The sequence below is a fragment of the Weissella halotolerans DSM 20190 genome, from assembly GCF_000420365.1.
Taxonomy (GTDB): domain Bacteria; phylum Bacillota; class Bacilli; order Lactobacillales; family Lactobacillaceae; genus Weissella; species Weissella halotolerans.
Genome location: NZ_ATUU01000002.1, coordinates 176,014 through 196,643, shown reverse-complemented (window position 1 = coordinate 196,643; position 20,630 = coordinate 176,014). Strand labels below are relative to the sequence as shown.

Annotated in this window: 23 protein-coding genes and 1 other annotated feature (1 of these 24 running past the window's edge); of the genes, 20 read left to right on the top strand and 3 right to left on the bottom strand. The window is 42.5% G+C overall.

Features of this window, described 5'->3' with window-relative positions; genetic code table 11:
* Window positions 1-60 (top strand) — a sequence feature (ribosomal protein L10 leader region); it begins 67 nt to the left of the window's first position.
* 26 nt (window positions 61-86) lie between these two features.
* Both rplJ and rplL read left to right on the top strand, forming a co-directional pair.
* Window positions 87-593 carry a 50S ribosomal protein L10 gene (rplJ, locus tag G414_RS0103540; protein WP_022791485.1) on the top strand — a complete coding sequence of 169 codons (507 nt, stop codon included), beginning with the start codon at window positions 87-89 and terminating at the stop codon, window positions 591-593.
* A gap of 88 nt (window positions 594-681) precedes the next feature.
* Window positions 682-1,047 carry a 50S ribosomal protein L7/L12 gene (gene rplL / locus G414_RS0103535; protein WP_022791484.1) on the top strand — a complete coding sequence of 122 codons (366 nt, stop codon included), beginning with the start codon at window positions 682-684 and terminating at the stop codon, window positions 1,045-1,047.
* Between the two features lie 51 nt (window positions 1,048-1,098).
* Here rplL and G414_RS0103530 read toward each other — a convergent pair whose 3' ends face one another.
* Window positions 1,099-1,434 carry a bacteriocin immunity protein gene (locus tag G414_RS0103530; RefSeq protein ID WP_022791483.1) on the bottom strand — a complete coding sequence of 112 codons (336 nt, stop codon included), beginning with the start codon at window positions 1,432-1,434 and terminating at the stop codon, window positions 1,099-1,101.
* Between the two features lie 138 nt (window positions 1,435-1,572).
* On the opposite strand from G414_RS0103530, the gene msrB reads away from it, so the two are divergent.
* From msrB to G414_RS0103485, 9 genes are all read left to right on the top strand, one after another.
* A complete protein-coding gene (msrB, locus tag G414_RS0103525; protein ID WP_022791482.1) occupies window positions 1,573-2,016 on the top strand; it encodes a peptide-methionine (R)-S-oxide reductase MsrB in 444 nt (147 codons plus the stop codon).
* Between the two features lie 175 nt (window positions 2,017-2,191).
* Window positions 2,192-2,929 carry a metal ABC transporter ATP-binding protein gene (locus G414_RS0103520; protein ID WP_022791481.1) on the top strand — a complete coding sequence of 246 codons (738 nt, stop codon included), beginning with the start codon at window positions 2,192-2,194 and terminating at the stop codon, window positions 2,927-2,929.
* 3 nt (window positions 2,930-2,932) lie between these two features.
* On the top strand, window positions 2,933-3,784 hold the full coding sequence (locus G414_RS0103515) for a metal ABC transporter permease (RefSeq protein WP_022791480.1): 852 nt from the start codon (window positions 2,933-2,935) through the stop codon (window positions 3,782-3,784).
* A complete protein-coding gene (locus G414_RS0103510; RefSeq protein ID WP_022791479.1) occupies window positions 3,777-4,721 on the top strand; it encodes a metal ABC transporter substrate-binding protein in 945 nt (314 codons plus the stop codon). The genes G414_RS0103515 and G414_RS0103510 overlap by 8 nt, the downstream gene beginning before the upstream one ends.
* A gap of 219 nt (window positions 4,722-4,940) precedes the next feature.
* Window positions 4,941-6,626 carry an NAD(P)/FAD-dependent oxidoreductase gene (locus tag G414_RS0103505; RefSeq protein WP_022791478.1) on the top strand — a complete coding sequence of 562 codons (1,686 nt, stop codon included), beginning with the start codon at window positions 4,941-4,943 and terminating at the stop codon, window positions 6,624-6,626.
* 140 nt (window positions 6,627-6,766) lie between these two features.
* Complete coding sequence (locus G414_RS0103500) at window positions 6,767-8,101, top strand: dihydrolipoyl dehydrogenase family protein (protein WP_022791477.1); 1,335 nt, start codon at window positions 6,767-6,769, stop codon at window positions 8,099-8,101.
* Between the two features lie 96 nt (window positions 8,102-8,197).
* Window positions 8,198-9,154 carry an ATP-binding cassette domain-containing protein gene (locus tag G414_RS0103495; protein ID WP_022791476.1) on the top strand — a complete coding sequence of 319 codons (957 nt, stop codon included), beginning with the start codon at window positions 8,198-8,200 and terminating at the stop codon, window positions 9,152-9,154.
* On the top strand, window positions 9,144-10,676 hold the full coding sequence (locus G414_RS0103490) for an ABC transporter permease/substrate-binding protein (protein WP_022791475.1): 1,533 nt from the start codon (window positions 9,144-9,146) through the stop codon (window positions 10,674-10,676). The genes G414_RS0103495 and G414_RS0103490 overlap by 11 nt, the downstream gene beginning before the upstream one ends.
* 72 nt (window positions 10,677-10,748) lie before the next feature.
* Window positions 10,749-11,084: a MazG nucleotide pyrophosphohydrolase domain-containing protein gene (locus G414_RS0103485; protein ID WP_022791474.1), complete on the top strand. Its 336-nt coding sequence runs from the start codon at window positions 10,749-10,751 to the stop codon at window positions 11,082-11,084.
* Window positions 11,085-11,152: 68 nt separating this feature from the next.
* Here the strand turns inward: G414_RS0103485 and G414_RS0103480 are convergent, their stop codons facing one another.
* Complete coding sequence (locus G414_RS0103480) at window positions 11,153-11,755, bottom strand: TrmH family RNA methyltransferase (protein ID WP_022791473.1); 603 nt, start codon at window positions 11,753-11,755, stop codon at window positions 11,153-11,155.
* A complete protein-coding gene (locus tag G414_RS0103475) occupies window positions 11,748-12,770 on the bottom strand; it encodes an acyltransferase family protein (protein WP_022791472.1) in 1,023 nt (340 codons plus the stop codon). The genes G414_RS0103480 and G414_RS0103475 overlap by 8 nt, the downstream gene beginning before the upstream one ends.
* A gap of 156 nt (window positions 12,771-12,926) precedes the next feature.
* Between G414_RS0103475 and G414_RS0103470 the strand changes: the two genes are divergently transcribed.
* The 9 genes from G414_RS0103470 to G414_RS0103430 all read left to right on the top strand — a co-directional run bounded on the left by G414_RS0103470 (window position 12,927) and on the right by G414_RS0103430 (window position 20,488).
* Window positions 12,927-13,769 (top strand): energy-coupling factor ABC transporter ATP-binding protein, encoded by an 843-nt coding sequence (locus G414_RS0103470; protein WP_022791471.1) that lies wholly within the window; start codon window positions 12,927-12,929, stop codon window positions 13,767-13,769.
* On the top strand, window positions 13,745-14,608 hold the full coding sequence (locus tag G414_RS0103465; protein WP_022791470.1) for an energy-coupling factor transporter ATPase: 864 nt from the start codon (window positions 13,745-13,747) through the stop codon (window positions 14,606-14,608). The genes G414_RS0103470 and G414_RS0103465 overlap by 25 nt, the downstream gene beginning before the upstream one ends.
* Window positions 14,601-15,413, top strand: coding sequence for an energy-coupling factor transporter transmembrane component T family protein (locus G414_RS0103460; RefSeq protein WP_022791469.1), 813 nt, complete (start codon window positions 14,601-14,603; stop codon window positions 15,411-15,413). Before G414_RS0103465 ends, G414_RS0103460 begins: the two co-directional genes overlap by 8 nt.
* A gap of 84 nt (window positions 15,414-15,497) precedes the next feature.
* Entirely contained in the window at window positions 15,498-16,247 is a 750-nt protein-coding gene (gene truA, locus G414_RS0103455; RefSeq protein WP_022791468.1) for a tRNA pseudouridine(38-40) synthase TruA, read from the top strand.
* Window positions 16,248-16,418: 171 nt separating this feature from the next.
* Complete coding sequence (rplM, locus tag G414_RS0103450) at window positions 16,419-16,862, top strand: 50S ribosomal protein L13 (RefSeq protein ID WP_022791467.1); 444 nt, start codon at window positions 16,419-16,421, stop codon at window positions 16,860-16,862.
* A gap of 25 nt (window positions 16,863-16,887) precedes the next feature.
* Window positions 16,888-17,280 carry a 30S ribosomal protein S9 gene (gene rpsI, locus G414_RS0103445; protein WP_022791466.1) on the top strand — a complete coding sequence of 131 codons (393 nt, stop codon included), beginning with the start codon at window positions 16,888-16,890 and terminating at the stop codon, window positions 17,278-17,280.
* 946 nt (window positions 17,281-18,226) lie between these two features.
* Entirely contained in the window at window positions 18,227-18,607 is a 381-nt protein-coding gene (locus tag G414_RS0103440; RefSeq protein WP_022791465.1) for a GIY-YIG nuclease family protein, read from the top strand.
* Window positions 18,546-19,964, top strand: coding sequence for a DNA/RNA helicase domain-containing protein (locus G414_RS0103435; protein WP_156713244.1), 1,419 nt, complete (start codon window positions 18,546-18,548; stop codon window positions 19,962-19,964). Before G414_RS0103440 ends, G414_RS0103435 begins: the two co-directional genes overlap by 62 nt.
* 110 nt (window positions 19,965-20,074) lie before the next feature.
* Window positions 20,075-20,488, top strand: coding sequence for a MutH/Sau3AI family endonuclease (locus G414_RS0103430; RefSeq protein WP_022791463.1), 414 nt, complete (start codon window positions 20,075-20,077; stop codon window positions 20,486-20,488).
* Window positions 20,489-20,630 lie beyond the last annotated feature (142 nt).

The window sequence follows — 20,630 nt, the reverse complement described above, 5'->3', positions numbered from 1 at the left end:
ACGCGTAAGCGACTTTTGACCCCCGGTACAAGCTTGTACTGGGGGTTTTAGTTAGGATCAAATCTAAACAGGAGGAATAACGACCTATGAGTGAAGCAAGTGTTGCTTTAAAAGCACAACAAGTTGCTGAAGTCGCTGATAAGTTCAAGGATGCAACCACTGCCTTAGTTGTGGATGTTCGTGGCTTAACAGTTGATGAGTCAAACAGCTTGCGTGCTGATTTACGTAAAGAAGGCGTGCAATTAAAGGTTATCAAGAACAAGGTATTGACGCGTGCTGCAGAAGCCGCTGACTACGCCGAATTGAATGACCTTTTTGCTGGCCCTTCTGCGATTGCCTTTTCTGATGAAGATGCAATTGCCCCAGCTCGTGTATTAAAGAAGTATGCGGATGAAATCGATGCCTTAGAAATTAAGGGTGGTTTCGTTGACGGTAAGGTTGCATCAATTGAAGAAATCAATAAGTATGCATCATTGCCAGACCGTGATGGTTTGCTATCAATGTTGTTGTCAACATTGCAAGCACCTATCCGTAACGTGGCTTACGCTATTAATGCGGTTAAGGATGCCAAGGACGAAGCTGCTGAAGCTTAATGTCGCTTGGGTGTAATCATTAGGGTTAAATCCTAAGAAACTTAACACTATGCCGTTTAGGCAAACTAATATTTGGAGGAAATTTATCATGGCTTTTGATAAGGATTCAATCATTGCTTCATTGAAGGAAGCTTCAATCATGGACTTGGCTGACTTGGTTTCAGCTATCGAAGAAGAATTTGGCGTTTCAGCTGCTGCTCCTGTTGCCGCTGCTGGTGCTGCTGGTGCCGACGCTGCTGCTAAGACGTCATTTGACGTTGAATTGACTTCAGCTGGTTCAGCTAAGATCAAGGTTATCAAGGCAGTTCGTGAAGTAACTGGTTTGGGCTTGAAGGACGCTAAGGACCTTGTTGACAACGCACCATCTGTTGTTAAGGAAGGTTTGTCTGAAGATGACGCCAACGAACTTAAGGGTAAGTTGGAAGAAGCTGGTGCTTCAGTAGAATTGAAGTAATTCAATTAAAGCAAGTTAAAAGCAGGTTGACGATTTCGTCAACCTGCTTTTTTAGTGTCCCAACCACATATTAGCATTGGTTAATAAACCTAGTGCTTGCCATAGTGATTGAGGACGGGCCAAGGCTTTAAGTGAAGATAGGTCAGCTAATAAAGAGGGTGTTAAGACTTCCTGTTCAGCCAGAACCAATGTATGGATATTCTGATAAAGTGAACGCGCGACTAACTGTGGTGTTTGCTGACCCTTAGTTGCTTTGAACAGGCCTGTAGCGACCATTGCGAGTGCTTGAGTTTGAAAGGGTGAGTCCTTAAGTGTTGTTAAATGACTTTCTAGGTTTTTAAGAGTAGTCATTAGGTTGGATTTAATTTGTGCTTGATGTTGTCCCATACCTACCTCCTTAGTTTAGCTATCCTAGTGCTACATTTCACTTTAGTATAGCATTAACCGTTTATTGACTAAATGTAAGTTTATGCTATAGTGAGAGCAAGTTCATTGAGAACGGTCTTTGAAGGAGGTAAAAACAGGATGGCAAAAAGTAAGGAAGAATTAGCAGCACTCAAAGAAACACTTACCCCAGCTGCCTATGCTGTAACACAAGAAGCAGCGACTGAACGGCCTTTCACAGGCAAGTATGATAACTGGTGGGAAGATGGTATTTTCGTTGATGTAGTCGACGGAACCCCCTTATTTAGTTCGACTGATAAATATGATGCTGGCTGTGGCTGGCCTTCGTTCACCAGGCCAATTGATAATCATGAAATTAATGAATATGAGGACCGTCAACTAAGCCTCCCGCGCACTGAAGTTCGGTCACGACAGGCTGATTCGCATCTGGGACATGTTTTTCCTGATGGCCCGGTAGATCAAGGTGGTTTAAGATATTGTATTAACTCTGCCGCTTTACGTTTTGTACCGAAAGCGGAACTCGAAGCTCAAGGTTATGGTAAATATCTACAGTTATTTGAATAAGCATAATGTTTATAAGGAGACCGTTGTCGGTCTCTTTTTTTGTTGGCAAACTGTAATATGATTACAGTCTTTTTTCATCATAGCTAAAAAGATTGTTTCAGCTTGGCTAATCTGGTATTTTTAATGAGCCGACTAATTAAAAGTTTAGGCAAGACTAAATTTTAGGAGGGGACCGATGTTACAAATACATCATCTCACAGCAGGCTACGCAGTGAAGCCTGTCTTTGAAACATTATCAGTTGATTTTTCACCCGGAGCAATAACCGGCATTATAGGCCCAAACGGCGCGGGGAAATCAACCTTGATTAAGGCCGTATTAGGGTTAATTCCCCGCCAAGCGGGCACGGTAACGTTCGCTGGACAGCCAATTAAAAAATTGCGCCGGCAAATTGCCTACGTAGAGCAACGGGCTGATTTAGACCTTTCTTTTCCAATTAATGTGGAAGAATTAGTTTTGACGGGGACCTATAGTAAATTAGGGCTGTTTAAAACGCCAGGTAAAGCAGAGCGCCAAGCGGCACAGGCAGCCTTGGCTCAGGTTAAACTGCTAGATTTTCGCAAACGACAAATCGGCGAATTGTCGGGGGGACAATTACAGCGAGTGTTTGTTGCCCGGGCTATTGTTCAAGAGGCACAGGTTGTGATTTTAGATGAGCCCTTTGTGGGGATTGATATGCATTCGGAAGCAGAGATTATGAAAATTTTACAGGCCTGGCGTGAAGCGGGGAAAACGATTATTGTCGTACATCATGATTTAAATAAGGTTAGACAGTATTTTGATGATTTAGTCGTAATGAATCATGGCATTATCGCCGCTGGACCAGTTGAACAGGTATATCAGCGGGAAACCATCCAACAGGCTTTTTCTGCTGATTTGGGAGCGGTACTTTTTCAAACCGTAGTGGAGGCTTAAACAATGACGAGTATACAATCCTTTATTATGGCGCTGGGCCACTACAACTTTTTGCAAAGCGCTCTATTGGCGTCAATCATGGTTGGTTTAATGTCTGGTGTGATTGGGTCATTCATTATTTTGCGCGGAATGTCTTTAATGGGTGATGCCATATCACATTCTGTGTTGCCAGGCGTCGCCCTTGCCTACATGTTGGGCATTAATCTGCTGTGGGGGGCAGCTGGTTTTGGGCTCTTTGCTGCATTACTGATTGGCTTTGTAGCCAATCATAGTCGCTTAAAAAATGACACCGCCATTGGTATCGTTTTCTCTGCTTTTTTTGCATTAGGCTTTATTCTTATTTCAATGGCAGAGTCGTCAACCAACTTGCACCATATATTATTCGGTAACGTTTTAGCTGTTTCGGACCAAGATCTTATGACGACGGCCTTTATTTTAGTCATTGTGCTCTTGTTTGTTGTGCTCTTATTCAAAGAATTACAAATAACGTCATTTGATCCACATTTTGCCCAGGTTTACGGGTTGAATACACAAGCCATTCAGTATGCCTTGATGATTGTGCTGACCTTAGTGACGGGCTCAGCCTTACAAACAGTGGGGATTATTTTAATTGTGGCGATGCTAATTACACCTGCTGCGACTGCCTTCTTATGGACTAACCGTTTGGACTGGATGTTAGTCTTGGCGGCTAGCTTTGGTCTACTAGCATCTGTGGTTGGCTTATATTTCTCTTATACCTTCAATTGGGCCTCTGGCCCAGCAATCGTTTTAATGGCGGCACTTATCTTTTTAGTGTCCTTTATTCTGGCACCAAAGCAAGGTTTTATTCAAAAATTAGGGGGACAACATGACTAAAAAATTAGGTGGATTAATCATTGCATTGGCAGTCTTTGTCGGTGGCTTGATGTGGTTTGTGAATAGTCGGGGGCATCAAACACACCAGCAGACCGGCAAACTGCGTGTTGTCACGACAAATTCTATTTTAGAAGATATGGTGCAACAGGTCGGGGGACCAGATGTAAAAGTGTATAGCATCGTAAAGCGGGGGACGGACCCACATGAATATGAGCCACAAACAGAAGATGTGCGGGCTGCTACAGATGCTGATGTGGTCTTCCATAATGGGTTAAATCTAGAGACGGGTGGCAATGGCTGGTTTAAGAAATTAATGAAAACAGCCAACAAGAAAGATAATCAAGAGGTCTTTGCTGCATCAGCCCAGGTTAAACCGCTTTATCTAACCGGCAAGGGCCAAGAAAATGAGACGGATCCCCATGCCTGGTTAGACCTACAAAATGGGATTAAATATGTACAAACGATTACCAAGGTGCTAAAAGATAAGGAACCTAGGCGGGCAGCAGCTATTCAGGAACGTAGTGATGCCTACGTTAAAAAATTAACAGCCTTAGATAATGAGGCAAAACATAAATTTGCGGATGTTCCTGAAAAACAACGGCTATTAGTTACCTCTGAAGGTGCTTTTAAGTATTTTTCTAAGGCTTATGGCATTCGCCCAGCCTTTATTTGGGAAATTAATACGGAGGCGCAGGGCACACCAGCCCAGATGAAGGCAGTCTTGCAAAAAATTAGGCAGTCGGATGTAAAATCTCTGTTTGTTGAAAGTTCGGTATCACCAAAGTCAATGGAAAAGGTTGCCAAAGAAACTGGCTTACCTATTTACGCTAAAATCTATACTGATTCCTTGGCTAAACGCGGTAAACCTGGGGACACCTATTACTCCATGTTGAAGTGGAATATTGATCACATTCATGATGGTATGTTAACTAAGTAAACGATTAAGGAATTTTTTGGGGTAAGTAAGGCGATATTTTCAAATTAACGCAAAACCTTGTGAAATTAATGGAAAAACTTGATACAATGAAAGAGTAGGTACCTGCGGGTTTTGTTAGAGGTACAGCGTTTAAATAAGTGGTTCAACGTTAAGGGAAGATTCAAAGACGCGGGCCCTTGTTTCATTATTTTTTCATTATATCTAAGGAGAGTTAGTGGTATGGCAGCTAAAAATATTGTTGTCGCCGGTGCAGGTTTTGCTGGTGTCATGGCAGCACGTAAGTTGGCTAAACAGTTACGAGGGACTGATTATCAAATTGTCTTAGTTGATAAGCACTCTTTCATGACTTATAAAACAGAATTACATGAAGTGGCAACGGGACGAGTTGAGCCTAGTGAAGTACGTAAGGACTTACGAACTTTATTGAAGCCCTTCTCTAATATCAAATTAGTCACAACCAAAATTACAAACATCGATAAGGATGCTAAGGTTGTTTCAACAATGGATGGTGACATCTCTTATGAAAAGTTAGTCATCGCTACGGGTGGTACTACGAATACCTTTGGCACACCAGGAGTTGAAGAGTATGGCTTTACTTTGTGGTCTTATGAAGAAGCCATCCGCCTGCGTGAACACATTGAGAGTGTTGTGCATGATGGTGCATTAGAATTAGATCCTGTTAAGCGAGCTGCTAAGTTAAGCTTTGTGGTAGTTGGTTCTGGTTTCACTGGAGCTGAACTGGCTGGTGAGTTATTAGATCAGCGTCATGGCCTAGCGGTGGAGAACGGACTTGATGAATCAGAAATTAAGATCCATGTGGTTGAGGCTGCACCAAGTATTTTGAATATGTTGTCAGACCGTAAGCTAGCCGACAAAGCACAAGCCTACTTTGAAGAGCATGACGTGACCATCCAAGAGAGTACGGCGGTGGTTGAAGTCAAGGAAAGTGCAGCTGTTTTGAAGGATGGTAGTGAGATTCCTACCGAGACCTTAATTTGGACAGCTGGCGTTAAGGCTAAGCCACAAGGCGCTAAGTGGAACCTAGAACAGGGTCCTGGTGGTCGTTTCATGACGGACCAGTATTCACGTGCTGTTGGCGAGGATGATATTTATGTTGTTGGTGATGTCGCCGCTTACCGTGAGCCAGACTTGATTGTAGAAGATAATCCGCGTTCTGGTTGGACTCCACAGACAGTTGAAGGTGGTGAGTCAGCGGTTAATACGGCTGTACCAAACATCGTCTTTGATTTGACGGGTAAGGGTCAGCGGGTCGACTTTAAGGGCCGCTACCAAGGTTATGCCGTTTCAATTGGTTCACACTATGCGGTTGCCGTTTTGGATCAAATCGGTAATGTTAAAATTGGTAAGAAGGGACTTTCGATGTCCGGTTTCTTTGCCAACATGTTTAAGTACATCATTAACATTTACTGGTACCTACAAGTGCATAGTTGGTACTATTTGGGCCACTATCTCCGGGATGAATTCTTTGAGACTCCTGATGGACGGAATCCTTTCTATGGTTGGACCTCACGGAATGCAAATGTACTATTTAGTTTGCCTTTGCGCTTTATTGTTGGGTTAACATGGATGTCATTAGGACAGGGTCAACCATTCTACGGTACCTGGGTTGGAACGGTTGAAATCATTATTGGTTGGTTGATTGTCTTTGGTATGTTCACTTCAGTGGCCGGCTTTATTGGTGTTTTGATTGGCCTTTACTTGACGATTCAAAGTGGGTCAGAAGTGATGGCATTAATCTTTGCTGCTTCTTCATTGGCCATTATGAACGGATCCGGTCGTGTATTAGGTGTTGACTTCTGGTTGATGCCATATCTGGAGCGTAAGTTTGATTTGCTCTTACATGGAAAAGAAAAAACAATTTATAATGATTTAGGTAAAAAGTAATTTAGTTAAAAGAGCCAGCATTGTGTAAGCAATGCTGGCTCTTTTTTATTGGTTCAAGCAAAGTTCTTACTAAAAGTAATGTGCTTTATGGTAAGCTAAATGACGTAAAAGACGTGTCAGTAATGGTATAGGGGGAAGTAATGACTGAATTTGACTATGATGTTTTGTATTTAGGAAGTGGCCACGCTACCTTTGATGGAGCCTTGCCTTTAGCGGAAAGAGGTTTTCGAATTGGTGTCATCGAGGCTGATCGTATCGGCGGGACCTGTCCTAATTGGGGCTGTAATGCCAAGGTAGCCTTAGACGAACCTGTTACCTTACAACGGGAATTAGAAAGAATGCATGGAACGGTTGCTGCTAGTGGACAAATTGATTGGCCAAAGAATCAAGCTCATAAGCAGACGGTCATTGAGGATATTCCTACTGGTTTAGCAGACTCAATGGAAGCGGCTGGTATTGATTTAATTTTTGGCAAGGGACGGTTAGTTGATGCACATACGATTGAGGTAGCTGGACGAACCTACCAAGCTGATAAATTGGTCATTGCAACGGGAATGCATCCACATATTTTAGATATTCCAGGTAAGGAGTATTTACATGACTCAACAGATTTTCTAGCATTAAAGAAAATGCCTAAGCAGATAACCATTATTGGTGGCGGGTATATTGCCCTAGAATCAGCCACACTGGCAAATGCGGCTGGCAGTGATGTGACGGTATTATTGCATCATGACCGAGTACTACGTGCGTTTGATCCAGCCTTTGTTGATTTGATGGTTGCTGATTTAAAAAAACGTGGGGTACGGTTTATTAAGTCGGCCCAGCCTAAAGCAGTGACAGCAGCGGCTAGTAACTTGCAGGTACACACAGCAGCTGGCATAGTGACAACGGATTGGATATTAGATGCGAGCGGTCGGATAGCAAATACTAAGGGGCTAGGTCTCGCAGAGCTAGGTATTGAGACTAATGAAGATGGCATTGTGGTCAATGATTACTTACAAACAACAGTACCCAACATCTATGCGAGTGGCGATGTACTAAGTAAAGATGTACCAAAGTTAACGCCAACCGCCATGTTTGAGTCTCGTTACTTGATGCACTTATTTGCGGGAGATGAAAAAGCACCGATTCGTTACCCGGCTATTGCGACGACTGTTTTTACATCGCCTCGGATTGCACAGGCCGGAGTCGATATTGCCACTGCACAAGCAAACCCAGCTATTTATCGGATTGTTGAGCGCGATTTAAAGCAAAACTGGTACCGACAGGTAAGTTATGAAGATATCGCCAAGGTCAAATTGATTTTTAACCAGCAGAATCAATTAGTTGGTGTGACTGAAATTTCAGAGCAGGCAGTGGATGTGGTAAACAGTTTGTTACCAGCTATTGAATTTGGCTTCACCCCGGACCAGTTAGAACGGATTATTAATATTTTCCCCTCTATCTCGGCATCTGCTTACAGTAAGTTAGCTTAAGGCTAGTTTGGACGCATAGTTAAGGCCGTTGCGTGAATAGGGCATTTTTGGTAAGCTCTTTTTAATTGTAGTGATGGGAAATGATGGGGTGGTAAGGTGTCAGATACAGAAATTATTCAGTTTCACCAAGTAAGCAAGTTTTATCAACAGCGACCCGTTGTTCAAGACCTTAATTTGACGGTTAAAATGGGTGAACTATTTGTCTTAGTTGGTCCAAGTGGTAGTGGTAAAACAACCACACTTAAAATGATTAATCGACTAGTTGAACCTAGTCAGGGAAACATTAGAGTAGCTGGTAAAGATAATCAGCTGCAAGCTTTAACCCAGTTAAGGCAGTCAATTGGCTATGTTTTACAAGAGATAGCTCTTTTTCCGAATATGACAATTGGGGAGAATGTGATGTTACCATTACAGGCAGCTCATCGGGATAATGCTACCAGTCGGCAACAAGCTGAACGCTTACTTAATCAGGTGGGGCTGTCGGCCAGTGAGTATTTTGACCGAAAACCCGCTGATTTATCTGGGGGTGAGCAGCAACGGGTAGGTATTATTCGAGGTTTAATCGCCCGTCCACAGATTGTGCTCATGGATGAGCCCTTTAGTGCCTTAGACCCCTTATCGCGTCGTCAGTTACAGGATTTAGTGCTAACCCTGCATCAAGAATATAAGATGACCATCGTCTTTGTGACTCATGATATGACGGAGGCTGTTCGTTTAGGTCAGCGAATCGGAATTATGCAAAATGGGCATTTATTACAAGTAGGTAGCCCAAGTGACCTCCTAATGCAGCCAGCTAACGAGTTTGTGCGTGATTTTATGGCTCAAGCACAGGTGCCCGCGGTTAAAGCAATGGTAATGGCTGGCTTTGGTCAGGCGGTAGGAGCAGATCAAGTGGGCCATCAACCTCAGCTACCGATTAGTGCTAGTCTTGCAACCTTAGCCAGCAAGTTGCAGCAACAAACACAGGTCGTGGTTGAGGGAAATCGTGTTCTAACTCAGGCGGATGTGATGGCCTTTTTAGCCAGTCAAGAGGAGGACCGCCATGTGGACTAATCTAATGAACATGTTACAAACCCGGCAGGCTGAAATTTGGGCGGCCTTACAGGAACATATCTTTTTATCCCTGCTATCGGTAGTGATTGCGACAGTTTTGGCGCTTTCCCTGGCCATCGCCCTCTTTGGCCACCGGCGCTTGGGGAATGCCGTTTTGCAACTAGCTGGGATTATTCAAACCATTCCCAGCCTGGCTGTTTTAGGGGTGCTAATTCCGCTGGTTGGTATTGGGACGGTGCCAGCTACGATAGCCCTGGTTTTATATGCATTAATGCCAATTTATCAAAATGCCTATGCAGGTTTAATCGGAATTGACCCAAGTTTAGATGAGGCGGCTGATGCATTTGGTCTAACCTACTGGTTTAAACTAATTCATATTCAATTGCCCCTGGCTATGCCAGCAATTTTATCGGGCATTCGTATTGCCATGGTGATGGTTATTGGTACGGCAACCTTAGCCGCTTTAATCGGTGCCGGTGGGCTTGGCACTCTGATTCTCTTAGGTATTCAAACCAATAATAATGCCCAATTATTGATTGGAGCCGTGCTAGCCGCCTTACTAGCCCTCGTCTTCTCATGGGGGTTGAATGGACTAGCTAAGTTACCATTGAAGCAGGGTTTGCTTGTTTTACTAGTCCTAACTGGAGGTATCCTAGGCTATGCAGGTTGGCAAACAGTACAGGCGCGTAGTGAAAAGATTGTCATTGCCGGTAAGCTGGGGTCTGAACCGGAAATTTTAATTAATATGTACAAAGAATTAATTGAACAAGACCAGCCCCAACTGAAAGTGCAATTAAAGCCAAATTTTGGCGGAACAACTTTCCTCTATAAGGCCCTTCAACGTGGTGATATCGATCTTTACCCTGAATTCACCGGGACAATCTTACAAACAATTAGTCATAAAAAGGTGCCCGTTAATCATGACCCTAAGCAGGCTTATCAAAAGGCTAAGCAGATTGTAGCCCGTCAAGATGGTTTTATTTACTTAAAACCTATGCGTTATCAGAATGGTTATGCCTTGGCTATGAAAGATGAGGTGGCTAAACATCAGCACCTGCAGACGGTATCAGACTTAGTCCAGCAGGCCCATCATGAAAGTGCTGCCTTTGATCCAGACTTTTATCAATCAGCGGACGGCTATCCAGGTTTGAAAAAAGCGTATGGGTTGAATTTAATGGCGGTGAATATGATGGAACCTAGTTTGAAATATGATGCCCTGCGGCAGGGACAGGTAGATGTGATTGATGCCTATACGACTGATCCTCAATTAAAGGTTGATCACTTAGTGGCGTTAAAAGATGACCGGCATTTCTTTCCACCCTACCAAGGAGCGCCCTTAGTTCGGCCAGAATTGCTGGCGAAATATCCACGGGTTGAGGCCAGCCTGAACCGACTGGCCAACCGGATTACAACGGCAGAGATGATCGACATGAATTACCAAGTAACTGTTCAGCACCGCAAGCCTGCTCAGGTGGCTCACGCTTACTTGGTTCAGCATCACTTGGTAAAAGCGGGGGATTAAATCATCGTTAAGGCCGAAGAAAATGGCATGCGTTAAACCGTTGTATAAGCACATGTAGGTGGAGGTAACAAGATGACTATAGGAGAGCACCAAACTTGGCTGGTTGATTTTTATCGTTCCCGGCAGTGGTATGACTTGTCTTATGCCATTCGGTTAAATTTCCTTAGTGAAGAGGTGGGAGAAGTTTCACAGGCTTTGCGGGCCCTCGAAATAGGTCGTGATCATCCAGGCGAGCCTAGCCGGTCCTTAACTGATAAAGAAAACCAAGTCCGTGAAGAATTAGCAGATGTCTTGGACCAGGTTTTGATTCTAGCGGCTAAGTATGGAATGACACCCACTGATTTAATTAAACAGAGTGAGACAAAGCTAGCACAACGCTTTATAGCAGTTGAAGAACCTTTAGAATAGGTTGCAGAGTAAGAAAAAAGCAGTACCTAGCGCTTCAAGCTAGGTACTGCTTTTAGTTTGTTATGCTCTTAGTGGTGAGACATATGTTGGCTAGCATAAAAGGCAGCCACAATGCCATTAGCAACACTGACGTTGACCGAACGCACGCTACCATATTGGGGGATGTAGAGCATGGCATCACTGGCCGCAATTAAGTCATCGGCTAAGCCCAGTTGCTCCTCGCCAAATAAGAAGGCTGACTTTGCCGGTAAAACTTCATCATAGAGAGAACGGGGTTGGTACGCACTGATATTATCAACTGCATAAATGGTGTAGCCTTCAGCGTGGAGCTGGTCAAAAATGGCTTGATAGTCAGTGATTCGGTGGTGCTCGATATGTTCATAGTGTTGGGTACCTAAGGCGCCGCGACGGTCCCATTTTTTGATACCGCTCTGAGCATCTGGGAGGGCAGGATTTTCAGGATTCAAAAAAATAAGCTTTCGAATGGCAAAAGCATTGCTGTTGCGGACAGCTGAGGCCTTGTTAAAATCGTGACTTAAAGTTTGCATAATGGCAACCATCGGGCTCCGCTTAGCATCAAGGGCGGCTCGAATTTCAGCATCGCTCTTCCCCTTATAGTAGTCAGTGACATTACGGTAATCATTGGAACGGGATAAATCAATTTTAGTCATGCAGTTTTCCTTTCTGAGTATGAGAAAACGAGGGATAGAGTAACCAGGCTAATAATGGTACTTTTTGCCAAAGATGAACGAGGTAGCGGGTGCCAAACCAGCCCAAAAGCAAGCCAAGGCTAAGTTGAATACCTAACTGGTGCAGGTTAAGGGCGTTTAAAATCCAGCGACAGGCACTAACTACTGGTACATGAAAGAGGTAGATGCCTAAAGATGTCTGTCCTGCCTTGGTGAAGTAGGGATGGCGGTCAGCAAAGGCCTGGCCTTTGGGGAAAATTGTAAATGCGATGAGAATGGCAATTAAGAAGAAACAGGTTTGCCAACCAGGTTGGGCGTAACTAATGCGATTAGTCGGGTTAGTTTGCCACCAAAGGAAGAGTAATAGGCAGTAGCTAATAATTAGCATGCCAGCAATCGTTTTCTTTTGCGGTAAGGGGTAGCGACGACAAAGGGTTCCCGCAAGGAAGCAGGGGCTCCAAATAGCTACTTGCTGGACGCAGAAAATGGAGCTCGGCCATATATTAGCAAGTAGGCTAGCAGTCAGTGCTAGCGCAAAAAGCCAGCGGATATCTTTAATCCAAAGGGCGAGGGCTCCGAACACAACATTTAATGCCCAGAGAACATACAAAAACCACATGAGTCCTAGTGGCCGTTGCCAGATGTTAAAGAGGGTGGTCCAAGAAACCTGTGTTCGGACCTGATTACCACCAAGTAGCATCAGGATAAAGATGAAAATGCTGAAAAAAAGGTAGGGGATACCTAAGGCGAGGCTACGCTTTTTTATGAGCTGACCATAGTTTGCCCAGGAGCTTGGTGTTTTAAAGAAGTAGCCAGACAGGGCAAAGAAGACCGGCATATGAAAGCCATAGAGAGCCTGAACTAAGATTAGGAGCAGGTCTTGTTTAAAACCTGTGTAGTAGTGCTGGTCAAAGAGGCCAATGGTGACATGACCGCAAACAACTAATAAAATGGTCAGTCCTTTCGCCCAATCAACCCAAGTGATGCGTTTTTTCATAAACCCCGCCTTTCGCCTTTATCTTATAAAGGTATTTTAGCTTAATTCTTTGTTCATTTGTAAGGGGAAGCTGGCATAAAGTAAACATTAGTCTGCTTTTTTGGTATGATAGTAACAATATTAAAAGTAAATGTTAAATAAAGGAGGGCGTGGCCAATGACGCCCATCATTGAAATAAATGATTTATCGTATACCTATCCTGAGGGTCAGGTAGCAGCCATCAAGAATTTGAGCCTAACAATTGAAAAAGGAGCCTGGGTGGCCTTGATTGGACATAATGGTTCTGGTAAATCGACCTTAGCCCGCTTATTAAATTATTTATTACCAGCCCAAGCGGGTACCATCAAAATTGCTGGGCTACCAGTTGATGAGGAACATGTTTGGCAGATTCGTGATTTGATTGGCATGGTTTTTCAAAATCCTGATAATCAATTTGTAGGGGCCACCGTGGCGGATGACATTGCGTTTGGTCTGGAAAACCGGGCTGTTCCACGGACTGAAATGATTCCGCGAGTGCAAGCGGCCATGGAAAAGGTGCGGATGGCGCCCTTTGCTGAGCGTGAGCCAGCCCATCTATCAGGTGGCCAAAAGCAACGGGTTGCGATTGCCTCGGTATTGGCCATTCAGCCACAAATCTTAATTCTTGATGAAGCAACTGCGATGTTAGATCCACAGGGCCGCCAAGAGATGCTAGACCTAGTTAGGGAACTTAAAGCTCAGGCTGGTGAAGACTTGACGGTGCTCTCAATTACGCACGATATTGATGAAGCAGCCCTGGCTGACCAGGTCCTTGTCTTAAATGATGGGCAATTAGTAGAAAGTGGGCGTCCAGCTGACATTTTTGCGGATGCCGCTAAGTTGACACAATTAGGCCTAGCCGTTCCTTTTGCTGAACAAGTAAAACAAAGCCTGGCCCAGGCGGGCATTACAGTTCCCAAGGGCTACATGACAACAGAAGGGATGGTTAATTGGATATGGCAATCCATTTCGAAGCAGTAGATTTTACCTATCAAGCAGACAGCCCCTTTGCCACAGCTGCCTTACATGATGTCAATTTTACCATTCCAGAACACCAATTTACGGCTGTGATTGGGCATACAGGGTCGGGAAAATCAACGATGGTGCAGCTTTTGGAAGGGTTATTAGTTCCAACCAAGGGTGTCATAACCGTTGGTGATAGGCAGATTACCCCTAAAACGAAGAAAAAAGAATTGAATCAATTACGTAAGCATATTGGCATGGTCTTTCAGTTTCCTGAGGCCCAATTATTTGAACAAACGGTGCTGAAGGATGTTATGTTTGGACCAAAGAACTTTGGTCAGTCCGATACCGAAGCGCAGGCCTTAGCTCAACAAGCCTTGCGTACCGTTGGGATGGGGCCTGAATTTGATCAACACTCACCCTTTGAGCTATCTGGTGGTCAAATGCGCCGGGTTGCGATTGCGGGGGTCTTAGCTATGCAGCCGGAAATGCTCATTTTAGATGAACCAACGGCTGGCTTGGACCCAGTAGGACAGGCAGAACTTATGCAGCTCTTTGCCCGATTACAGGCGGAAGGAAATCTGACGCTGGTCTTAATTACGCACCAAATGGACTTTGTTGGCCAGTATGCAGACCATGTTTTGGTTTTTGATCAGGGCACCGTCATTAAGGAGGGCAGTCCGGAGAGTATTTTTGCCGATAGTGACTGGTTACGGAATCACCAGTTAGACCTGCCCATAGCTAAACAATTTGCTGATGCCTTAGCAGCGAAGGGGATGGATCTAGACCATGTCCTTGATTTAGATCAGTTAACAGCCCAACTTGCCCGAGCATTGAAGGGAGGACCACATGAATGAATTAATTATTGGTCGATACCTGCCCGGTAATTCCTGGGTTCATCGCTTGGATCCACGTACAAAATTTGTCTTAAGTTTAATTTTCATTTTTGCAATTTTTCTAGCAACCAATGTTTGGGGATATCTGTTAGCCACAATTTTCACCCTGTTGGCGGTCGCCCTAACTGGGCTTGGGTTTAGGGTCTTCTTGCGGGGCTTACGACCACTCTTACTCTTGATGTTGATTACCACCGTTCTGCAGCTTTTTTTTGTACAAACAGGAACCGTTTTGTGGCACTGGTGGATTTTTACTATTACCACGGATGGGTTACTTTCAACTGGTATCATGTTTATGCGGTTTGTACTGATTATCATGTTTTCAACGATCTTAACTCTGACGACGCCACCACTTGCGATTGCGGATGCCATGGAATCACTGATGGCGCCCTTAGCTAAGATTGGGGTCCCAGTCGGAGAGCTGGCCTTAATGGTTTCCATTGCCCTGCGGTTTGTACCAACTCTGATGGATGAGGCGACGACGATTATGAATGCACAACGGGCAAGGGGAATGAATTTTAATGAAGGTAACCTTATTCAACGGGCGAAATCCTATATTCCCTTACTCATTCCACTCTTTATCAATGCCATTAAGCGGGCCATTGAACTAGGGGATGCCATGGAAGCTCGTGGCTACCGAGGTGGTGATAACCGTACGAAGTACCGTCAATTGCAAGCTGGACCTAGAGATTACATAGCCTACTTAGCCTTTGCCCTCTTCGTCTTGTTGTTGCTGGGGACGCATTGGCTACCAGGGATGGTTTTTTAAACAAAGATAGCAAGTTACAACAAGCTAAGCATCTGCTAGGTCTAGTATGACCAACAGATGCTTTTATCAGGAAAGGAGCAGGTTATGCCACGGTATAAGGCAACCATTGCCTATGATGGAACGGATTTTTATGGTTGGCAGGTTCAACCAGGAATGCGGACGGTCCAGTTAGAACTGGAGAAGGCGGTCAATCAAATGGCTAAGCATCCAGCTGAACATATTCGCGTGCAGGGCTCGGGCCGGACCGATGCCCGGGTACATGCAGTTGGTCAGGTCGCTCATTTTGACTTGCCATTTGATATTCCAGCAGATGCTGTAAGAAAGGGCTTATCGACTATGTTGCCCTATGATATTGGTATTAAACAGGTTGAAATTGTACCTGAAACCTTCCATGCTCAATATTCTGCCCATCATAAAACCTACCGTTATCGGCTCTCAACGACTGAGTTTATTGATCCCTTTAAACGTAACTATACTGGTCATTGGCACCGGCGCTTAGATCCGGCCTTAATGCAGGCTGCTATCGGTGATTATCTGGGTGAGCATGATTGGTTAAGTTTCGTGGCCTCCGGTTATCAACAAAAGACCACTGTCCGAACAGTTTACCGAGCTCAAATGTGGGAAAAGCCAGCTGATGATGAAATTTGGTTTGAGTTTTCTGGCAACGGCTTTTTATATAATCAGATTCGGATTATGGTGGGCGTACTTTTGGAAATTGGTAATGGTGCCCGGCCGGTCGATGACATTCCACGTTTGTTTGCCGTTAAGGACCGGCAACAGGCCTGTTTTACCGCACCTGCGCAAGGACTATATTTGATGTCGGTAGACTATTAACTAACTTTTGGTAAAGAGGACATTCCCGGCTAGGTTTTCATTGACGGACAGCTAAATAAGCGGTATTATAAAAGTCGGTATTGTTTACCAACCGCAATTGGGAATTGTCCTGGTACGACTATTGAACATTTTGGTAAAGTAAACAAACAGAATTATCGGAGGAAATATTCCATGCGTACAACTTATATGGCAAAGCCAGGTGAGATCGAGCGTAAGTGGTATATTCTTGACGCAACTGATGTCCCATTGGGTCGTTTATCAACGGTCGTGGCTTCAATCTTGCGTGGTAAGAATAAGCCTACTTTTACGCCTAATGTAGACACTGGCGACAACGTAATCGTTATCAATGCAGGTAAGGTAGCCTTGACTGGTCACAAAGACAAGAACAAGATTTACTACCACCACTCAAACCATCCTGGTGGTTTGAAGGAACGTGCTGCTGGTGATTTGCGCGAGAAGAACCCACAACGTTTGATTGAACTTTCAGTTCAAGGTATGTTGCCAAAGGGAACGCTCGGTCACCAACAAGCTTTGAAGTTGCATGTATTTGCTGGCTCAGAGCATAACCACGAGGCCCAAAAGCCTGAGTTGTTGGACATCAACAGCTTAATCTAAATTAACGAAAGGAGAATAGTTTAATATGGCTACTGTACAATATTACGGAACTGGTCGTCGTAAGGACTCTGTTGCTCGTGTGCGTTTAGTACCTGGTAACGGTACCATTACAATTAACGGTCGTTCTGCTGAAGATTACATTCCTTTCGCTAATTTGCGTGAGGTTATGGTGCAACCCTTTAACGCTACTGAAACATTGGGTCAATACGATGTCTTGGTTAACGTTAACGGTGGTGGTTTCTCAGGTCAAGCTGGTGCCATCCGTCACGGTATCGCCCGTGCCTTGTTGCAAGTTGATCCCGACTTCCGTGCAGCCTTGAAGTCAGCTGGTTTGTTGACGCGTGACTCACGTATGAAGGAACGTAAGAAGCCCGGTCTTAAGAAAGCCCGTAAGGCTTCACAATTCTCAAAGCGTTAATATCTCTTTGCTATTACCGTTTCGAAAATTGGCTGGACTTGGCGGTGTAAGCTGCCTAGTCTATTAGCAAGTTAAAGTCAAAAGCACCTATCACTTCGGTGGTAGGTGCTTTTTTTGTGCAAGATTGATTTTAAAAGAGATGAAGACCTCATTTTAGGATAGTTTAAAAGACGCTTAGTTAAGAATACGTCCATAGATATCAAATAGACTAAATCTTGTACTTGATTGTGATAATATATTAGATGAGTAAGTATTACATGAAGTGAAGGGAAGTAAAGGAGTAGTGATGGGATGCGAAGCGATAAACATAAGTAAGAAAAAGGAACTTAATTTTCCTTAGTTTAGGCATAATCGTACTTTTAGTGCTAGTAGTGATTGGATTCTACAGATTTGAGCACTAAGTGTTAAATCAACAAAAGAAAATGAATCATCATTAGTAACGAAAAAGACGATTAGTCATAAGGTTAAAGCTGACAGTAAAGTTAGTTTAACATCAGTTTCAAGTCAATCAAATGTTGATGATGTTAGAACAAATACATTTGACCTGGATACATTGAGCAATGCACTGAAACAAAAAATAGTAGCATACGCTGTATCTATGAAAGCCTTTATTGATAAAAAACCGCAGCCATAACAGTTTGATAAGCGTCTCTTCGAATTTTCTGTGCGGGGTAATCAAGCCCAAGCTACTTATTATGAGTAAATGAATGCTTACGGTACATTATCAAATCCCGTTGTGAAATGACAGTGGGGCCATTAGATAATAAGGGGACATTGTTGAACTAAGATAGTAATACAGGTAAGATGTCGAAAATTAGTTTAGACCAAATAGAGGAGGATGGGGAGACCTATCTGGATACGCATAATGAGTTAAGTAGTCTCGAATAAGATGTTATTCAACTCATTATGAAAAATTTCATAAAGCAGAGAAAGGTGGAATTGTATAATGACGGATTTATATATTGGAAAGATAGATTATAATGAAGCGGCGATTAAGAGATTTAAAGAGGAAATATTAAGGAAAGACAAAGAGGAAAGATTTCCTGTTGAATTTCCATCAGTTTATATAGGCGAAGTGAGGAATGGAAGAAATTCACGTGATAGCAATTTGAAAGAGGCTTATGTAGGTGAAACAAATTGGATTGTACAGCGTACACTTGAGCACTTGAAAAGTACAAATGAAGATAAATTAAATCAGCTTAGTAAGAAAGGACAAGTATTATTATATATAATTGCTCACAAACTTTTCAATAAAAGTGCAACGATTGTTAATCGAACAAAAATTTATGGATTATCTATTAGGAGACCCGAAGTTTTCAGGGATTAATAATGGAAGGTCTAATGTGCAACCCAATTTCTACAAACGTGAGGTTTACGAAAAAGATATTTTCCCAACTATTTGGAATGAATTACATGAACTAGATATTGTATCCTCTGAGGAAGTGGTGAAAAACTCAACATTATTTGCTAACTCACCATTTAAAAGCTTATCAAATGCACAGCTAGAGGCCAAAGAACAAATCATAATGAGCATAGACAAAAAGTTGAAATCAAAGTCAAATGACGCAGTGATTCTCAAGATTACAGGTGTAGCAGGAACAGGTAAGACAATATTACTTTCTAATATATTTTGGGATCTTTTTAAAAATGAACATTTAGTACAAGAAAATGGTATGCAACATGATTCAAGTGTCGCCTTATTGGTAAGACACGAACAACAGTTACGAACATATAAACAAATTGCAAATAAATTAAATATGAGAGAAACTGTGTTTGATGTGCCTGGATTTATTTCAAATAAAAAAGAATATGATGTTGTTCTAGTTGATGAAGCTCATTTGTTATGGACTGGTAATTATGGGCGCGTAAAAAAAGATAAATGGCAGCCTGACTTAGAAGCAATTAAGCGACTAGCAAAAGTAGTTGTATTAATTTATGATCCAAATCAAGTAGTTTCATCTAAATCTTATTTACCAGAACGAGTGAAGGAAGAACTTAATGATGCAGAAGGTGTACAGTTAAAGCAGCAATGGCGCATTCAAGCATCAGAGGAGACTAGAAAATATATAATTAATTTGGCTCAATTTTCACACAATTCAATAGTTCACCCCCCTTTTGATGAAAATTATGAAATAAAAATTTTTAATTCTGCATCTGATATGTTTTCTAAAATTAAACAAAGTGATAATGAATTTGGATTATCACGGTTAGTGGCAACTTATGATTGGCCATATTCTCAAGGAAATCATCCAAAGAATGAAAGTAAGTACTGGATGGTTAAAACGAAAGATGGGTTACAGCTGCCTTGGAATTTACAATTGCCTGAAGTAAAGCAAGCACAAAAAGCAGGTAATCCTTGGCAATCTATCCCGAGTTCCCTCTATGAAGTGGGTTCTAATTATACTGTGCAGGGTGCGGATTTAAATTATGTGGGAGTGATTTTGGGACCTTCTATCATATACGATGAAAAAAATAATTCTCTTGAAATTGATATATCAAAATCAAAAGACTCGAGTGCACATATAAAACCAAAGTCTGCAATTGAATGGACAGAGAAAGATATTGAAAAAAATTTAAAAAATATCGTAAATGTTTTAATGACACGAGGAGTTAAGGGGTTATATATATACGCAGATGATGATAATCTTAGAGAAAAACTAAAAAAATTAGATTTGAGAGTTTGAGATTTTAAACAATCTAGATGCTGATTAAAACAATATAGTCATAAGTTTTTAAGCCAATTTTTTAAATTGAATATTAAAATAAAGAATCTTTTTATAGAAAGTAGTAATTTATGCTAAAGCACGAATATACAAAAGAAACATTAAATAAAATTTTGGCCAATGTAAAAGGAAAATCACTAGGCACAGTTGATAAGAACGGTGTTTTTCAGGAAACAAAAGTTAAGCGGGTTAATGGTATTGCAGGCAATGTTATAGAGCAGTCTGTTTTGGGTTATCCCAGCAATTCTGATCAAAATCCAGATTTATTAGTTGATGGTATAAAAGTTGAACTTAAAACTACAGGGATAAAAAGAACGAAAAGGCCACCATATTACGGAGCTAAAGAGAGATTGACTATAACCGCTGTTTCACCCAAAAACATTGTAGATGAATCTTTTGAAACTTCACATTTTTGGAGTAAAGCAAGTTACTTGTTGTTTGTTTACTACCTATATGATTCAGTGAAGCCGGTTCCTGCGATTTAATATAAAAACTTTATAATTCAAGACTACCAATTTTTTTCTTTTTCTAAAAATGATCAATTAGAGATACAGCGCGAATGGGAAAAAATAAAAGAAATTTATACTCGATATCAAGACGATTATAAGAGTGAAGAAGCACGAAATG

Coding starts and splice junctions, on each gene's coding strand:
- G414_RS0103515 (WP_022791480.1), top strand. CDS start 2,933: ATGACGAGTATACAATCCTTTATTATGGCGCTGGGCCACTACAACTTT.
- G414_RS0103430 (WP_022791463.1), top strand. CDS start 20,075: ATGCTAAAGCACGAATATACAAAAGAAACATTAAATAAAATTTTGGCC.
- G414_RS0103520 (WP_022791481.1), top strand. CDS start 2,192: ATGTTACAAATACATCATCTCACAGCAGGCTACGCAGTGAAGCCTGTC.
- G414_RS0103510 (WP_022791479.1), top strand. CDS start 3,777: ATGACTAAAAAATTAGGTGGATTAATCATTGCATTGGCAGTCTTTGTC.
- rplM (WP_022791467.1), top strand. CDS start 16,419: ATGCGTACAACTTATATGGCAAAGCCAGGTGAGATCGAGCGTAAGTGG.
- rplL (WP_022791484.1), top strand. CDS start 682: ATGGCTTTTGATAAGGATTCAATCATTGCTTCATTGAAGGAAGCTTCA.
- G414_RS0103460 (WP_022791469.1), top strand. CDS start 14,601: ATGAATGAATTAATTATTGGTCGATACCTGCCCGGTAATTCCTGGGTT.
- rplJ (WP_022791485.1), top strand. CDS start 87: ATGAGTGAAGCAAGTGTTGCTTTAAAAGCACAACAAGTTGCTGAAGTC.
- G414_RS0103485 (WP_022791474.1), top strand. CDS start 10,749: ATGACTATAGGAGAGCACCAAACTTGGCTGGTTGATTTTTATCGTTCC.
- G414_RS0103490 (WP_022791475.1), top strand. CDS start 9,144: ATGTGGACTAATCTAATGAACATGTTACAAACCCGGCAGGCTGAAATT.
- G414_RS0103480 (WP_022791473.1), bottom strand. CDS start 11,755: ATGACTAAAATTGATTTATCCCGTTCCAATGATTACCGTAATGTCACT.
- G414_RS0103500 (WP_022791477.1), top strand. CDS start 6,767: ATGACTGAATTTGACTATGATGTTTTGTATTTAGGAAGTGGCCACGCT.
- rpsI (WP_022791466.1), top strand. CDS start 16,888: ATGGCTACTGTACAATATTACGGAACTGGTCGTCGTAAGGACTCTGTT.
- G414_RS0103440 (WP_022791465.1), top strand. CDS start 18,227: ATGACGGATTTATATATTGGAAAGATAGATTATAATGAAGCGGCGATT.
- msrB (WP_022791482.1), top strand. CDS start 1,573: ATGGCAAAAAGTAAGGAAGAATTAGCAGCACTCAAAGAAACACTTACC.
- G414_RS0103505 (WP_022791478.1), top strand. CDS start 4,941: ATGGCAGCTAAAAATATTGTTGTCGCCGGTGCAGGTTTTGCTGGTGTC.
- G414_RS0103475 (WP_022791472.1), bottom strand. CDS start 12,770: ATGAAAAAACGCATCACTTGGGTTGATTGGGCGAAAGGACTGACCATT.
- G414_RS0103465 (WP_022791470.1), top strand. CDS start 13,745: ATGGCAATCCATTTCGAAGCAGTAGATTTTACCTATCAAGCAGACAGC.
- G414_RS0103530 (WP_022791483.1), bottom strand. CDS start 1,434: ATGGGACAACATCAAGCACAAATTAAATCCAACCTAATGACTACTCTT.
- G414_RS0103470 (WP_022791471.1), top strand. CDS start 12,927: ATGACGCCCATCATTGAAATAAATGATTTATCGTATACCTATCCTGAG.
- truA (WP_022791468.1), top strand. CDS start 15,498: ATGCCACGGTATAAGGCAACCATTGCCTATGATGGAACGGATTTTTAT.